Source organism: Paenibacillus ihumii (assembly GCF_001403875.1).
In the GTDB taxonomy this organism is placed as follows: Bacteria; Bacillota; Bacilli; order Paenibacillales; family Paenibacillaceae; genus Fontibacillus; species Fontibacillus ihumii.
Map to the genome: position 1 here is coordinate 1,273,626 of NZ_LN884299.1, position 14,541 is coordinate 1,288,166.

General features: G+C 52.9%; 13 protein-coding genes and 1 pseudogene. 11 read left to right on the plus strand and 3 right to left on the minus strand.

What is annotated here, in order from left to right; translation table 11 throughout:
• Positions 1-23: 23 nt before the first annotated feature.
• Together BN2762_RS13150 and BN2762_RS13160 are read left to right on the plus strand one after the other, a co-directional pair.
• Positions 24-1,211, plus strand: coding sequence for an exonuclease SbcCD subunit D (locus tag BN2762_RS13150; protein ID WP_055107416.1), 1,188 nt, complete (start codon positions 24-26; stop codon positions 1,209-1,211).
• A pseudogene (locus tag BN2762_RS13160) lies at positions 1,208-4,305 on the plus strand (AAA family ATPase). The gene BN2762_RS13150 and the pseudogene BN2762_RS13160 overlap by 4 nt, the downstream one beginning before the upstream one ends.
• A gap of 337 nt (positions 4,306-4,642) precedes the next feature.
• Here BN2762_RS13160 and BN2762_RS27755 read toward each other — a convergent pair.
• Positions 4,643-4,783, minus strand: a complete 141-nt coding sequence (locus BN2762_RS27755) for a hypothetical protein (protein WP_222861082.1) — start codon at positions 4,781-4,783, stop codon at positions 4,643-4,645.
• Between the two features lie 297 nt (positions 4,784-5,080).
• Here BN2762_RS27755 and BN2762_RS13165 point away from each other — a divergent pair, with 297 nt between their 5' ends.
• The 3 genes from BN2762_RS13165 (at position 5,081) to BN2762_RS13175 (ending at position 6,209) form a co-directional block, all read left to right on the plus strand.
• On the plus strand, positions 5,081-5,446 hold the full coding sequence (locus BN2762_RS13165) for a histidine triad nucleotide-binding protein (protein ID WP_055107419.1): 366 nt from the start codon (positions 5,081-5,083) through the stop codon (positions 5,444-5,446).
• Positions 5,447-5,576: 130 nt separating this feature from the next.
• Entirely contained in the window at positions 5,577-5,750 is a 174-nt protein-coding gene (gene rpsU / locus BN2762_RS13170; RefSeq protein WP_005547957.1) for a 30S ribosomal protein S21, read from the plus strand.
• 15 nt (positions 5,751-5,765) lie between these two features.
• Positions 5,766-6,209: a GatB/YqeY domain-containing protein gene (locus BN2762_RS13175; protein ID WP_055107420.1), complete on the plus strand. Its 444-nt coding sequence runs from the start codon at positions 5,766-5,768 to the stop codon at positions 6,207-6,209.
• An 860-nt stretch (positions 6,210-7,069) separates the two neighbouring features.
• Here the strand turns inward: BN2762_RS13175 and BN2762_RS13180 are convergent.
• Positions 7,070-8,080, minus strand: a complete 1,011-nt coding sequence (locus BN2762_RS13180; protein WP_148499853.1) for an IS3 family transposase — start codon at positions 8,078-8,080, stop codon at positions 7,070-7,072.
• Positions 7,987-8,331, minus strand: a complete 345-nt coding sequence (locus BN2762_RS13185) for a transposase (RefSeq protein WP_230202464.1) — start codon at positions 8,329-8,331, stop codon at positions 7,987-7,989. Before BN2762_RS13185 ends, BN2762_RS13180 begins: the two co-directional genes overlap by 94 nt.
• 466 nt (positions 8,332-8,797) lie before the next feature.
• Here BN2762_RS13185 and yqfC point away from each other — a divergent pair, with 466 nt between their 5' ends.
• The 6 genes from yqfC (at position 8,798) to BN2762_RS13215 (ending at position 14,486) form a co-directional block, all read left to right on the plus strand.
• Positions 8,798-9,085, plus strand: coding sequence for a sporulation protein YqfC (yqfC, locus tag BN2762_RS13190; protein WP_055107421.1), 288 nt, complete (start codon positions 8,798-8,800; stop codon positions 9,083-9,085).
• A 6-nt stretch (positions 9,086-9,091) separates the two neighbouring features.
• Positions 9,092-10,273 carry a sporulation protein YqfD gene (gene yqfD, locus BN2762_RS13195; RefSeq protein ID WP_055107422.1) on the plus strand — a complete coding sequence of 394 codons (1,182 nt, stop codon included), beginning with the start codon at positions 9,092-9,094 and terminating at the stop codon, positions 10,271-10,273.
• A 6-nt stretch (positions 10,274-10,279) separates the two neighbouring features.
• Positions 10,280-11,251 (plus strand): PhoH family protein, encoded by a 972-nt coding sequence (locus BN2762_RS13200; protein WP_055107423.1) that lies wholly within the window; start codon positions 10,280-10,282, stop codon positions 11,249-11,251.
• Positions 11,252-11,357: 106 nt separating this feature from the next.
• The gene (locus BN2762_RS13205) at positions 11,358-13,643 is read left to right on the plus strand and encodes an HD family phosphohydrolase (protein WP_055107424.1); all 2,286 of its coding nucleotides are present in this window, start codon (positions 11,358-11,360) and stop codon (positions 13,641-13,643) included.
• The gene (gene ybeY / locus BN2762_RS13210; protein WP_055107425.1) at positions 13,618-14,115 is read left to right on the plus strand and encodes an rRNA maturation RNase YbeY; all 498 of its coding nucleotides are present in this window, start codon (positions 13,618-13,620) and stop codon (positions 14,113-14,115) included. Before BN2762_RS13205 ends, ybeY begins: the two co-directional genes overlap by 26 nt.
• Positions 14,115-14,486 (plus strand): diacylglycerol kinase family protein, encoded by a 372-nt coding sequence (locus BN2762_RS13215; protein ID WP_055107426.1) that lies wholly within the window; start codon positions 14,115-14,117, stop codon positions 14,484-14,486. The genes ybeY and BN2762_RS13215 overlap by 1 nt, the downstream gene beginning before the upstream one ends.
• Positions 14,487-14,541: the final 55 nt, after the last annotated feature.

A 14,541-nucleotide genomic window follows, 5' to 3' on the forward strand; every position in this document is an offset into this window, starting at 1 on the left:
CAAATTTAGAGGGGGAACAGGCCATGCGCATTTTGCATACGGGAGACTGGCATTTGGGTCGGACGCTGGAGGGGCGGAGCCGCTTGAAGGAGCAGGAGATGTTCATGGACGAGCTGGTCCAGATTTCCCGCGATCAGCAGGTCGATATGATTTTAATGGCCGGCGACGTATACGACAGCGTCAACCCGCCGGCTGCTGCCGAGGGGTTGTTCTACGATACTGTGGCCCGGCTGAATGATGCGGGCTGCCAGCTTGTCGTCATCGCCGGGAACCATGATCAGCCGGAGCGGATCTCCGCCGTCTCCCCGCTTGTATCGCAGCGAGGGATTACGCTGGTTGGCCTGCCCGCTTCCCGGAGCGTGCACGTAGAGGTGCCGAGAACTGGCGAGCGGGCGGTCATCGCTGCCCTGCCGTATCCGTCGGAAGCGAGATTGTCGGAGCTGCTGGCGGAGGACGGCGATGAGCGGGAGCTTCGTTTGGCTTACAGCGCCAAGGTTGGCAGGCTTATGCGCCAGCTGGCCCAGGAATTCCGCGCGGATACCGTGAATTTGGCAATGAGTCATATTTATGTGCTGGGCGGAGTAGAATCGGACTCTGAGCGCCCCATTCAGGTCGGCGGAGCTTATACGGTCGATCCTTCGTCATTGGATGTCGGAGCCCAATATACGGCGCTGGGGCATTTGCACCGCCCGCAGCTTGTCAAAGGCAGCGGGCTGATCCGGTACAGCGGTTCCCCGCTTGCCTACAGCTTCTCGGAAGCAGGACAGGCCAAGTCGGTGATGCTGCTTGACATAGCTCCCGGAGGCATCCCGAGCACGGAGGAGCTGCTGCTTTGCAGCGGACGTCCCCTGGTGCGCTGGACGTGCCGGGGCGGTCTGGAGGAGGCGCATCGCTGGCTTGAGGAGGGACGGGATAAGAACGCATTTATTGATCTTGAAATCAGCTTAACCGAAGCGATGTCGATGAGCGATATTCAAGCGCTGCGGAAGGCTCATGAGGGAATTGTACATATCCGCCCGGTCTATCCCGGACGGGCCGAGGAAATGGCGGTTGCTTCGCGCGCACAGATGCCGGTTCATGAGCTGTTCCGTAAATTTTACCAGCGGCAGAGCGGCGGGGCGGAGCCGGAGGATGAGCTGGTCGAGCTGTTTATGTCGCTAGTAGCGGAGGAGGAGACCGCTGCAGGCCAAGAAGAGGAGGAGGAACGATGAAGCCGATTTCCCTGAAGCTATCCGGTCTTCAGAGCTACCGGAGCATGCAGGAAATTGATTTTACCGCTCTGTGCGATACCGGGCTGTTCGGCATTTTTGGTCCGACGGGCAGCGGTAAATCGACGATTCTTGATGCCATTACTCTGGCGATGTATGGCAAAGTGGGCCGTGCCTCCGGGGGGACGCAGGGAATCATGAACCATTCGGAGGATTCGCTGTTCGTGGCCTTTACCTTCGAATTGCTCTCGGCCAAGGGCCACGAGCGTTACCGGGTTGAACGCCGCTTCAAGCGCCAAAGCGATATTTCGGTCAGCAACACGGTCAGCCGCTTTATCGAAATATCGCCGGAGGGCGAGAAGGTGGTGGCCGATAAGCTTGCTGAGGTTACGCGCTGTGTCGAAGAGAAGATCGGTCTGAAAATGGACGACTTCACGCGTGCCGTCGTTCTCCCCCAGGGCAAGTTCGCCGAGTTCCTCTCCTTGAAAGGGGCGGAGCGAAGAGCGATGCTGCAGCGCCTGTTCCATCTGGAGAAATACGGCGACCTGCTCGCTCAGAAATTGAGCCGCAGAGTGAAGGAGAACGATCAGGCGCTCAAAGAGCTCGCGGCGGAGCAGCAGGGGCGTCTACTATACACATCCAGCTGTCGATACGCAGCAGCATCGGATCCGCTGACCGTAGCCCTCGCGGGCAGCTGCTGGCGGAGGCGAGGAGTCTGGAGGCCCAGCGTACGCAGGCCAGCGAGCAGCACCGGCAGCTTGGCGAGGAGCTGTCCAAGCAGGAGCAGCTCCTCGCCAAGGCGCAGCAGCGCAAGCAGGAGCTGGAGGCGCAGTTGAAGAGCAGCGAGGTGAAGGCCTCCGAACGGCGCAGCCTGCAGGATGCAGTGAACCGCCAGCAGGGGCTGGCCAGCGCCCTTGAGGCATTGGGCAAGGCGGAAGCCGAGGAGAGCAAGCGCCTTGAGCTGTCCCGGGAGGCAGCTGCTCGTCTGGAGGCGCTGGCCCTGGAGGAGGCCGGGTATGTACGGGAGCGTCTGGCTCTGGCCGAAAAAGCTCGAGAGGCCGGGGAGCGTCTAGCGGGGCTTGCCGCAGCGACAGCTGAGCTCACGGAGCGGATTGAGCGTTACGAAGCAGCTTTAAGGCACGCTGCTAAAGAGCGGGACGAGCAGCACTGGTCGCTGCGCTTGGCCGAGGCGCTGCGTCATGGCGATCCATGCCCGGTATGCGGCTCAACCGAGCATCCGTCTCCGGCTGCTTCTCACATCGAGGCAGGCGGCCCGGACATCGGAGAGCAGGAGCTTGAACAGGCTGGCCTGTTGGCCGGTCAAGCCCGCGATCTCCGCTATACGGCGGCGAGGGCTTCCGATGCTGTCAGCAGCTTGTTCAGCTCGCTTGAATTAGGGCTTGAGGGTGCCCTATCTGCCGAGACTGCGCAGCAGGAAGCAGCCTCCGCATCCGCATCCGAAGCGCTTGTATTCCCAGCTGTCTCCTCGACTTCTGCGGGATCTGGCTCAGGCGGTGCAGGCGAGTTAGAGGGCGGTCTGCCGGACGGACCGCAGGCGAGAGCTGTATTAGTACAGCAATATGAGGATTTACGGAGAAAGCAGGCGGATTGGCGCCAGGTGTTTGACGCTCTTGAACAAGAGGTTAAGACAATAAATCATCAGCTGGGCGAAATACAGAACAAGCAGGCGTCCGCAACGGCGGAGGCGGCCTCATTAGCTTCACTAGCCGAGCAGTCCAGGGAGAACAGCCGCGCATGCCGCGAGGTGTTAGCCAGACTGCAGAAGGAGTGGGATCAGGAGCATCCGGGCTTGTCTCCAGAGGAAGCGGTCATCCGAATGGAGCAAATTCACGAGCGCGACCTTATTACGGAGGATATCAAGCAGCGCCTCGCTATCAGTATTCCTTTTATCGAGGAGAAGACAACCCATATTGCACAGCTGCAGAAGGACATCATCGAGCTGGACAGGTCGCTGCTGCAGTGGGAGCTGCAGGAACAGGGCAAACAGGAGCTGCTCCGCGACAAAAAAACGCGCCTGACAGCGTGGATCGGCGAGGAATCGGCGGATGTGCTGCTCCAGAATATCCGGCAGCGTATCGAGGGCTTGCGGGAACAGGCCGAGGCAGGCAGGCGCCGCCAGGCGGAGGCGGAAGCGGAGCGTCAGCGCTGCAGTCAGGCGGACGTATTGGCTCAGCAGGCCGCAGCGGCTGCCCAGGAGCAAGAAGCGAGGCTGCTGAAGCAGTGGGAGGCGGAGCTGGCCGCTTCTCCGTTCGAAAGCGCGGCGCAGGCAGCGGAAGCCCTGCTGGATGAGGAGAGTATGAAATCCTTGGAGCAGCAGATCCAAACGCATCGGGATGACGAGCGCGAGCTTATCATTAATCTGAAGGAGCTTGAGGCGAAGCTGGAAGGCCGTAATGTGACCGAGGAGGAATGGCAGGCGTGCTGCGAGGCCCTACGCTTGGCTAAGGAGCAGGATGAGGCCGCACTGCAGTTAAAGGCCAGATCGCATCGGGATTTGGAGGATTTGGAGAAAAGGCATGTCCGCTGGCAGGAGCTCGAAAAAATCCGCTTACAACGGGAGCGCGATGCCGGACTGCTGGCCAAGCTGCAGTCCTCGCTGCGCGGTAATGCGTTCGTGGAATACGTGGCCGAGGAGCAGCTGATGAATGTCAGCCAAGCGGCATCGCAACGGCTGAGGTTTCTTACAAATCAGCGGTATTCGCTGGAATGTGATTCCGGGGGAGGCTTCGTCATTTGCGACGATGCCAACGGAGGAGTGAAGCGGCCTGTCGCCACCCTCTCTGGCGGAGAGACCTTCCTTACCTCCTTGGCGCTGGCGCTTGCCTTATCGGCGCAAATACAGCTTCGCGGCCAATATCCGCTGCAATTCTTCTTCCTGGACGAAGGCTTCGGAACGCTGGATCCGGAGCTGCTGGATACGGTGATTACTTCATTGGAGCATCTGCACCATGATCATTTGTCGGTCGGTATTATCAGCCACGTGGCCGAGCTTCGCGCTAGATTGGCACGGAAGCTGATTGTCATTCCGGCAGAAAGCGGCGGGGAGGGCTCGCGGGTTACTCTGGAAAGCCTGTAATCGTCTAAGGCCCGACCTAGGTTGGAGAAGCGGGAATTCGTCAACTGCCATCGCGCCATCATAACATCTCGCTATCACCACATAAACGCTAACACAGTCACGTTTTCAAAACATCAAGCTATCAAAACATTAAACTATTACAACATTAAGCTGTCACAAATCGTGTTGTCGTAGATCGTGCTATTGCAAATCATGCTATCATTACCACGTTATCATATACTTGTCATGACACTATCGATCGATCATACCTGTTACACCATAACTCCACGCACACAAAAGTTGCCTACACCGAGCGTTACCATCGATTAATCATATCTGTTATGCCGTAACACAAGTCTTATGCCATAACACAAGTCATGAGCAGCGGATGATAGCAAGGAACAAAAATGCCGGTCATCGGCAGGACGTCCCGCTTCGCACCGCGCGCGGCTCCTAGCGCGCGGTGTTTCGCTGCATGACGGCGGTCGGTCGACCACATGCGGTCTAGTACAAGTTATTTGAGGCGTTTATTGGCGTCGACACTGCCTGTTGAATTAGGCAACAAAATAACTTCCAGGCGTGATGTACATCACAGATACAGCTTCAACCGGCTGTTATACTACAGTTAGCCGACATCATTTTGCAAGCACCCCGTCGGACGTATTGGTGACAGATGGATTTTGGGCCAATACGTCCGTACGACCAGCGAGCTCGATATTCGAGGGAGCCGGGTGCTTCTTTTTTTTGCTAATTTTAGGTATGATGGTACATATATATTTGTAGGAGGCATTGTAAAATGGAAAATTGTTTATTTTGCAAAATCGCAAATGGATCCATTCCTTCAAACAAAGTGTACGAAGACGATACTTTTCTTGTATTCCATGATATTCAGCCCGCGGCGCCGACGCATGTCCTGGTGATCCCTAAAAAACACATTGCGACGATGAACGATGTAGGGCCCGAGGATTACGCTATGATCGGGGAATTGCACCGGGTGGCTCAGGAAGCTGCAAAAAAACTGGGCGTTGCCGAAACGGGGTACCGCCTCATTAACAACTGCGGACCGGACAGCGGACAAGCCGTATACCACATCCATTATCATTTGATCGGCGGCAGAAAACTCGGGGCGCTTGTTCAAAGTTCCGATTCGCACGCTATCTAAAAATTTAATGGTGAAAATGAAAGATAAAAACTAGGTGTTTGGTTGACACCCGATTTATTTTTCCCCTATAATGAAGAATGATGAACCGTGTTATGCTCTTGGACGGTCTGGTCGGAGGGAGGGAAAACTGGTGTCTGAAACTAAAGTTCGCAAAAACGAGACAATTGATGCTGCACTTCGTCGCTTTAAGCGTTCCATCGCAAAGGATGGCGTATTGGCTGAGGTGAAGAAACGCAAGCATTATGAAAAGCCAAGCGTAAAGCGCAAGAAAAAGTCCGAGGCTGCTCGTAAGAGAAAGTTTTAGGAGGAATTAGCTACCATGAATCTTAGCGAGCGATTGAACGAAGATATGAAGCAAGCGATGAAGAGTCAAGACAAGTTCAAACTCTCCACCATTCGAATGGTTCGTGCTACGATCAAGAATCTTGAAATAGATCTGAAAAGACCTTTGAACGATAATGAAGTGCTTGATATCCTAAGTCGTGAAATCAAACAGCGCAAAGATGCCCTCCAAGAATTTGAAAAAGCAGGTCGCGATGATCTTGCTGCAAATGTCAAAGCTGAAGCTGAGATTATTGCCGTATACCTTCCTGAACAGCTTACAGAAGAAGAAATTAAAGTCATTGTACAGCAGACCATCCAGGAAACCGGTGCTTCTTCGAAGGCGGATATCGGGAAAGTCATGAGTGCGCTAATGCCCAAGGTCAAAGGCCGGGCTGACGGCAAGCTCGTGAATCAAGCGGTTCAGCAGCTTTTGCAATAACATACGCAAATGAACACCTTCTACGAATGTAGAAGGTGTTTTTTGTTGTGTGCAGTTTATGCTTTAATGAAGCATGACTGACTTCTCTACCTCGTGAAGGAGCAGGAAGGGAAAGCCTTGTGTACGAGTTCCATGAAGGGCTGATGCATTACTGCCATGAGGGGTCTGACGCATTGCTGAGATTGCGAGGGTCTGACGCAATACTGGTTTCATGGGAGATAACGCTTACCGATTTCGTGAGGTGTTGACGAATTACTGAGTTCAGGGGAGTTGACGCATTACCGAGTTCACGAGGGGGCTAGAACATTTCTAATTTCTTAAGAGACTGTGACGCACCACATTTTTTCTCTTGATCGACGAAACTTGAATTTTTGTATACGATACACAGCGTAACCGTGTAACTGCTGCTAATATAAGAGGCACGAGCCCAAACGTTAACCGGATTTCTGAAGATTTATTATAGACAAATTTAGATAATAGTTGGATTTCTTACAACATTTCTTAAGTATGCGGGCAAATAGACGAGTAAATGGATTGGCTTCCCTGCAAATAAATTGTTAATTCTGACGGGTAACAGACGAATAGTGCTTTTCGTGCAATTAACTCTTAATTCAACGGATGAATAGATAATTAATTGGAACGCTTGCAATTAAATTCATAATTCTAAGAATGAACAGACATTTAATTGGATTCCTTGTATTTAAAATCAGGATCAAAGGCTTGTAAATCAAAAATCGGTCATTTAGATGAATGAAATACAGTTATTATAGCGCAGCAGTGACCAAGGATTCAAATAGACGCATTTAACGGTTCAACCCCCTAAGTTTGGACACTTTCCACATCATACTTAGGAAATCACATTATAGCGCAATTTTCTTTGGGTTAATCAAGCCCGCGGTGACTAAACGCAAGTATTCCTTGGGCGGCCAATCGTAGAGACTGCCGTGGATGCGTTCTGTGTTGTAGTATCGAATAAATCGGTCGACCACTGCAAAAGCCTCTTCGTAGGTTTCAAAACAATTCCGCTGGTAGCATTCTTGCTCTACAATGCTGTGGTACGACTCAATAAAAGCATTCTTGTTTGGCGTTTGGTTGGGGATCCTTTCATGCTCTAACCCCGCTTGCTCGCAAAAGGCATGGAACGCTTTGCTAATGAACTGCGGCCCATTATCCGTCCGGATCACCAACTTGTGTTCTTGTTCGTGGATTCTACGTTTAAAAAGCGCCTTCTGGATCGTACGCAAAATGTCTTCTGTGCTGCAGACCTTTCCACGGTAATGGGCGACAATGCTCCGGTCAAACACGTCAATGATGCTGGCCAGGTAGAAATGTCGGCGTTTGCCGGCTACGTAACCATACTTAATATCCATTTGCCATAGCTGGTTTGGTCCGCTCACAATACGGTTATTGGCGAGCTTTTTAGGTACGGGGTTTTTCAACTCTCGCTGTGGATGGAGAATCCCCATTTCTTTGCAGAGACGGTAGGTCTTCTTTTTGTTAATAATTAGCCGGTATTTTCGCCGCAACAACGTCGTCAGCTTCCGATAGCCGAAGGCAGCGTTAAGGCCTTGAATCAAGCGTCTGAGGTATCCTTTAATGCGAGCATCTCCTACCTTTTTTCCATCCTTGTCATAGGAGAAGCCTGGAACAGGCCGACCGCTGCTGACTGGCTGCTGGCGTTCAGGATGCTTTAGGCGATAGTAGTAACTTGAACGTGGGACTCCACATAGAAGGAGCACCTTTTGAACGGGATACCCTTGCTGAATCCAATAGATAGCTACTTCCAATCGGGATACTTTTTTTTTACCAGGTCTCGTAGAATGCTGTTCTCGAGCTCTTTTTCGCCTAGTAGCTTCATGGCATCGTTGTATTTCTTCTCTAGTTCCTTGAAATTGGCTGCATCCTGCTTCATTTTTTCTGCATCGTTTTGCTTCTTTTTCATAAGGTCACCCACCTCATCTTGATACTGGCGAACCCACTGGCTTAACGTTCTAGGAGACATTCCATGCTTCCGGGCTACTATCTCCGTCCGATAACCCGAGAGCACCTCTACCACAAGCTCCTTCTTCGTTTCATTGGGGCACCTAAATCGTCTTTTCATGGATTCTAACTCCTCACTCATTTTAGTGTATCTGAGGTGGATTAGAGTGTCCAATTGGATTAGGGGGCTAAATAGTTAATCCATTTAAATTCTAACCGGCACTGGACCTCAACCAATTTCCAACCATACCAATTTCCAACCATACCAATCTCCAACCGTACCAGACCTCAACCATACCAATCCAACCGTACTAAGCTCCAGCGAGCCAGACTCCAACCATGCTAGACTCCAACCATACCAAACTCCAGCCGAGCCAGACTCCAGCCGAGCCAGACTCCAATCATACCAAACTCCAGCCGAGCCAAACTCCCACTGTGCCAGAACCCAATCCGCACCCAACTCCAAATCCGCACCAAACGCCAAACAGCACCTGAAAAAGAGGTTTCTGCTAAAACAGCCAAGCCCGCTCTGCCCTTTTTGCTTCGGGTTTCATAAATTCATCCCGGGGCGCATATTTTGTAGGGTAGAGGAAGGAGGGTTGCCTCAAATGAGCCGGCTATCACGGAAAATTCGCAAATGGGCGGTCGATGCGCTCGACCTGCCGGGGGATCTCGTATTCGATCTACCGAGGCTCACCATGATCGGCAGCAAGCAGCTGTTGATAGAGAACCACCGGGGGGTGGTTCACTTCTCGCCGGAGGAGCTTCAGCTTGAGCTGAAGCAAGGAATACTGACGGTGGAGGGCGCAGAGCTTGTGATCAAGGCAATCATGCCTGAGGAGGTCATTATTGAAGGCCGGATTTCCGGCATTAAATATCAGGGAGTAGAGGAGTGAACCCGCGTGAAATCATCTGTCTTATCCCGACTGCGCGGCAGCGTGACGATCGTTGTCCGCGGCGAGCATCTCGAGAGGCTGATTAATGAGCTGGCGAAGGAAGGCATAGAGATTTGGAATGTGCGCTCCCTCCCGGAGCGGAAAATGGAGATGAATGTCCACCTAAGCGATTATTTCTCCCTCCGCCCGCTGCTGAAGAGGACAGGCTGCAGGATGTCCGTCAAGCGCCGCAGCGGCATGCCTTTTATGCTCGCCAGATTATGGCGCCGCAAAATTTTTATCGCCGGCTTTCTCCTGTTTATCGCCATTATGTTTGCCCTCTCCTCCCTAGTATGGGATATTGAAGTACAGGGTAATGACAAAATTTCGACGGAAGACGTGCTGCACGCTGCCCGCGAAGAAGGGATTTACCCTTTTCAATGGATATTCCGCTTGCAAAAACAGGACAAGTTATCGGCGGAGCTTACGCGCAGGCTGGCCGGAACGTCCTGGGTCGGCGTATCCCGCAGCGGGACGCGCATCACAATCCAGGTCGTCGAGGCCACCCGCCCCAAGGAACAGGAGCTGCGCAGCCCCAGCCATCTTGTCAGCAGCTTTGATGCCGTGATTACGCATATTTATGCCGAACGGGGACAGCTGGAAGTGAAGAAGCATGACCGGGTCAGGAAGGGGCAGGTGCTCATTGCCGGTATCCAGGGCAACGGCTATGTGGTGGCCAAGGGGGAAATCAAGGGAATCGTCTGGCATGAATATGACATCGAAGTGCCTGTCGTCAGGAAGCAGAAGGTCTACACCGGGGAAAAAAAGGAAAGGGGTTATTTGTTCTTTGGCAAAACCGCTATCCAGATTACCGGCTACGGCAGCCCGGGCTTTGCTGAATTCCAAATCCTGAGCGAGCTTGATCCGCTGAGCTGGCGCAGCTGGAAGCTGCCGGTTGGCTGGATGAGCGAGAAGCTGCTGGAGACGACGGAAATCCAGCTAAAGCTTTCAGCCCGGCAGGCGAAGCAAGACGGGATCGACAGGGCTGTACGGGATATTTATGCGAAGCATGGCATCGAATCGAAAATTGTCAGTCAAAAAATTTTGCATGAGAAGACAGACAATGGTAAAGTTTATATGAAAGTGCTTTTTGAAGTAGAGCAAAATATAGCGGAGGAACTTCCGATAGTATACGATCAAGGAGAATGAGTCTATTTGTCAGAACAAATTTCGCATACAAAAATTACATTGCAAAGTGCATCTGAAGGATTATCGTTATTCGGTCCGCAGGATTCTTTCCTGAAGCTTGTCGAGAGAAATCTGAATGCAGGGATCGTCCTGCGGGAGTCGGAAATATCGATTCGCGGTGAAGCCCGCCAGGTGGAGATGGTCCAGCAACTGTTCGAGGTTCTGCTGGAGCTGATCCGCAACGGCTACATTCTGACGGAGAGAGATGTGAACTACGCCATCGATCTGGCGAAGGAGCTTCGCGCCGATCAGTTGCTGGATCTGTACAAGGGCGAAATTGCCGTCACCTACCGGGGCAAGCCGATTCGTGTAAAGACGATCGGACAGAAGCACTATGTAACGACGATCAAGAAGCGCGACATCGTATTTGGCGTCGGTCCGGCGGGGACAGGGAAAACCTACCTGGCGGTCGTCCTCGCGATTACAGCGCTGAAGGAAGGCACGGTTAAACGGATTATCCTTACGCGGCCTGCGGTTGAAGCGGGGGAGAACCTCGGCTTCCTGCCGGGCGATTTGCAGGAGAAGGTGGATCCTTACTTACGTCCTCTGTACGATGCTTTATATGATGTCATGGGGCCTGAGCAGACGGCCAAGGCTTTGGAGCGCGGCCTCATCGAGATTGCCCCGCTAGCGTATATGCGCGGCCGGACGCTTGACGATTCCTTCATTATTTTGGACGAGGCCCAGAATACGACGCCGGAGCAGATGAAGATGTTCCTGACGAGGCTCGGCTTCGGCTCGAAGATGGTCATTACCGGCGACGTAACGCAAATCGATTTGCCAAAAGGCAAGAAGTCCGGGCTCATCGAAGCGAAGAATATTCTTCAGGAGATCGAAGAAATCGGGTTTGTCTATTTTGCGGAATCCGACGTTGTGCGCCATTCGCTTGTACAGAAAATTATCGTTGCTTATGACCGTGCTGCTGAAAATCAGGGTTAATCCGACCAGCTTGGAAACCTGCTGTCATACCAATCATAGTCTCGCCGCTACTCTATATGCTTAATAAAAGGTTGCCGGGCTTAAATTTTTCAGGAGGGCTGTCACTATGACCTCAAACGAAATGCAAAAAGGTAAAATGCTGCAATCCCGAACAGCCGGATGGAAACATAGCGTATCTGTACGCTATGTTCTGTTTGCGCTGCTCATTATTATGTTCTATGCCAGTCTTGCGCCCAAGCTGCTCCCAGAGACTTATGATATTGCCGTCGGGCTGCCCAGCGATAAGGAAATCCTGGCTCCCATGGATATTCCCGATACCAAGGCTACGCTGAAGGCCCAGGAGGAAGCGGCCGAGAAAGTAGGACAAGTCTATACGATCTTGCCGCTGCGCAACGAGGTGCTCGTCGGCCAAATGCTTGATCGGATTTTCCGTCTCAACCAGGATGATCAGGTGTCGACCCAGGACAAGATCCAAATTTATCGCGAGGAGCTGCCGCAAAGGGCGCATGATCATATCCAGAATTTTATCCGGAACAACCGAAACTCACCCAACTATTCAGAGAAGCTGTTCCAGGAAGTCAACGAGCGGATCAGCGAACAGGCTTATCATATTTCGGAAGAGACGTTTATCAAAATCCCGAGGCTGACGCCGGAGGATATCAATGAAATGAAGCCTGTGGCAGCGGATATCGTCGCGCGGCTGACGACGGACCAGATCGTGGATGCCCAGACGGCGCGCGCCAAGGTTGCGGAGCTGGTGAGCACGAGCTCGCTAAGCAAGCGCGTATCCCGCGAGGTCGTTCAGGAGCTGGCCCGGCTTGCGATTACGGCTAACAAGTTCTATGACGAGGAAGCGACCAAAGCGGCCAAGGTCGAGGCGCGAGAGAACACGCCTACCGTATTCATCAAGCAGGGGGATGTACTGGTGCAAAAGGGGGAGAAAATCACCCCGGAAATGTATTCCTTGCTGGAGAAGAACGGACTGCTCAAGGATGAGGTGAACTATTGGCCGCAATTCGGCCTGATCATTCTGTCTTCGCTGCTGGCAGCAGGCCTGATTATGTATATCCGCCAGTCGGAAGGCGTGAGCCGCTTCAAGTATAATAATGCGCAGTTCGTCATGCTGCTGCTGATCATTTTGATCACGATCCTGTCGATGCATGTGGTCAACATTGTGCAAAATGAACAGCGTCCCTATATCGGCTACATTGCGCCCATCGCTGTGGGGGCCATGCTGATTACGCTGCTGCTTGACATGTCATTGGCATATATTTGCTCTATATTGTTCAGTATATTGGCCAGCATTATTCTTAATGTGCATAAAGGGCAAATTTTCGATTTCCAATTCGGATTTTTCGCTGTCGTCATTTCTTTTGCGGCTATATTCGCGATCCATCGGGCCAGCCAGCGCTCAACGCTGCTGAAGGCCGGAATTATGATCACGCTGTTCGGCTCGCTGGCGGTGTTTACGCTCATTCTGGTTGATAATAATGGCTGGACGGAATCCAGCACGCTTTATGCGGTCGGCTTTGCCGTTGCGGGCGGACTGCTGACGACGATCCTCGTCATCGGGCTAATGCCGTTCTTCGAGGTTACCTTCGGCATTCTGTCGGCGTTGAAGCTGGTGGAGCTGTCCAATCCGAACCACCCGCTTCTGCGCAAGCTGCTGACGGAGACGCCGGGAACGTATCATCACAGCGTCATGGTCGGCAATTTGTCCGAGGCGGCGGCGGAGGCCATCGGCGCCAACGGTCTGCTGTGCCGGGTAGGCTCTTATTATCATGATATTGGCAAGACCAAGCGGCCGAGCTATTTCATAGAGAACCAGAACAATATGGAGAATCCGCATGATTTTATCGATCCCAAGCTGAGCAAATCGATTATCATCGCGCATGCCCGCGACGGGGCTGAGATGCAGAAGGATTATAAACTGCCGAAGCCGATCCGCGACATTGCGGAGCAGCATCACGGGACGACCTTCCTGCATTATTTTTATCACAAGGCGTTGAAATTGGCTGAGGAGCAGGGGATAGAGCCTGACTTCACGGAGGAGGATTTCCGTTACCCGGGGCCGAAGGCCCAGTCGAAGGAGGCGGCGATCGTCGGTATCGCCGACAGTGTGGAGGCCGCAGTCCGCTCTTTGCGCAAGCCTACCGTAGAACAGGTAGAGACGATGATTGAGAAGATCATCAAAAGCCGCCTCGACGACCATCAGTTCAATGAATGCGACTTGACGATGAGAGAGCTGGATGTCATTGCCCAGACGCTGAAAGAGACGGTAATGGGGATTTTCCATTCGCGGATCGAATATCCTGAGGAAATCAAGAAAGCAGCTCATGAAGAGAAAGACGGGGGGCAGGAAGGCCATGGCACTACAGCTCGAGTGCAATAACGAGCAAGAAATCATCGAAATCGGGGAAGATTTAATAGAGCTATTGAATGTATTGCTGCAAAAAGCCGGAGAGGCCGAAGGCATCACAGAAGGCGAGGTAGCTCTGACCTTCGTGACTGACGAGGAAATTCACGAGCTTAACCGCGAATACCGGGGAATCGACCGGCCGACTGATGTGCTCTCCTTTGCCATGAACGAATCGGTGGAGGAGGAGCAGGAGATCGTTTACGAGCTCGAAGAGGGCGAAGAGCTTGAAGGATTGAACGACATGCTGGGGGATATTATTATCTCGGCAGAGACAGCGAAGGCCCAAAGCGAAGAATACGGCCATTCCCTTGAGCGGGAGATCGGATTTTTGTTCGTTCATGGCTTCTTGCACCTGCTCGGCTATGATCATCAGGATGAGGCGAGCGAGGCGGAAATGATGGGCAAGCAGGAAGCTGTTCTGGCTCAGGCAGGGCTAACCCGCTAATGAAGCCCGCACCGAAATGGAGCGACACTTTCCGCTATGCGGCGGAAGGAATTGTATCGGCGCTGAAGTCGGAGCGGAACATGAAGATACACTTGCTGGCCGCGATCATTGTACTGCTGGCCGCTGCGTACTTTCGCCTTCCGGTGCGTGACGTTGCCTTGCTTCTTATCGTTATTGGCCTCGTCATCGCAGCCGAGCTGGTGAATACCGCGCTGGAAGCCGTGGTGGATCTCGTCTCTCCCGAATGGCATCCGCTTGCCAAGGCGGCGAAGGATGCGGCTGCCGGCGCCGTGCTCGTCACGGCGATCATTGCCGCCTGCGTCGGCGGCCTGCTGTTCTATGAGCCGGTTATGGCTAGCTTTGGGCTGTAGCGGGTTACTTCCAGCGCCTGGACTTGCGCCCGGGTGCCTGCAACTATATTGCCTG

What these genes read in the sequence shown, in the direction of transcription:
- BN2762_RS13150 (WP_055107416.1), top strand. Translation starts at nt 24, where the DNA reads ATGCGCATTTTGCATACGGGAGACTGGCATTTGGGTCGGACGCTGGAG.
- BN2762_RS27755 (WP_222861082.1), bottom strand. Translation starts at nt 4,783, where the DNA reads ATGTGGTCGACCGACCGCCGTCATGCAGCGAAACACCGCGCGCTAGGA.
- BN2762_RS13165 (WP_055107419.1), top strand. Translation starts at nt 5,081, where the DNA reads ATGGAAAATTGTTTATTTTGCAAAATCGCAAATGGATCCATTCCTTCA.
- BN2762_RS13175 (WP_055107420.1), top strand. Translation starts at nt 5,766, where the DNA reads ATGAATCTTAGCGAGCGATTGAACGAAGATATGAAGCAAGCGATGAAG.
- BN2762_RS13185 (WP_230202464.1), bottom strand. Translation starts at nt 8,331, where the DNA reads ATGAGTGAGGAGTTAGAATCCATGAAAAGACGATTTAGGTGCCCCAAT.
- yqfC (WP_055107421.1), top strand. Translation starts at nt 8,798, where the DNA reads ATGAGCCGGCTATCACGGAAAATTCGCAAATGGGCGGTCGATGCGCTC.
- BN2762_RS13205 (WP_055107424.1), top strand. Translation starts at nt 11,358, where the DNA reads ATGACCTCAAACGAAATGCAAAAAGGTAAAATGCTGCAATCCCGAACA.
- ybeY (WP_055107425.1), top strand. Translation starts at nt 13,618, where the DNA reads ATGGCACTACAGCTCGAGTGCAATAACGAGCAAGAAATCATCGAAATC.
- BN2762_RS13215 (WP_055107426.1), top strand. Translation starts at nt 14,115, where the DNA reads ATGAAGCCCGCACCGAAATGGAGCGACACTTTCCGCTATGCGGCGGAA.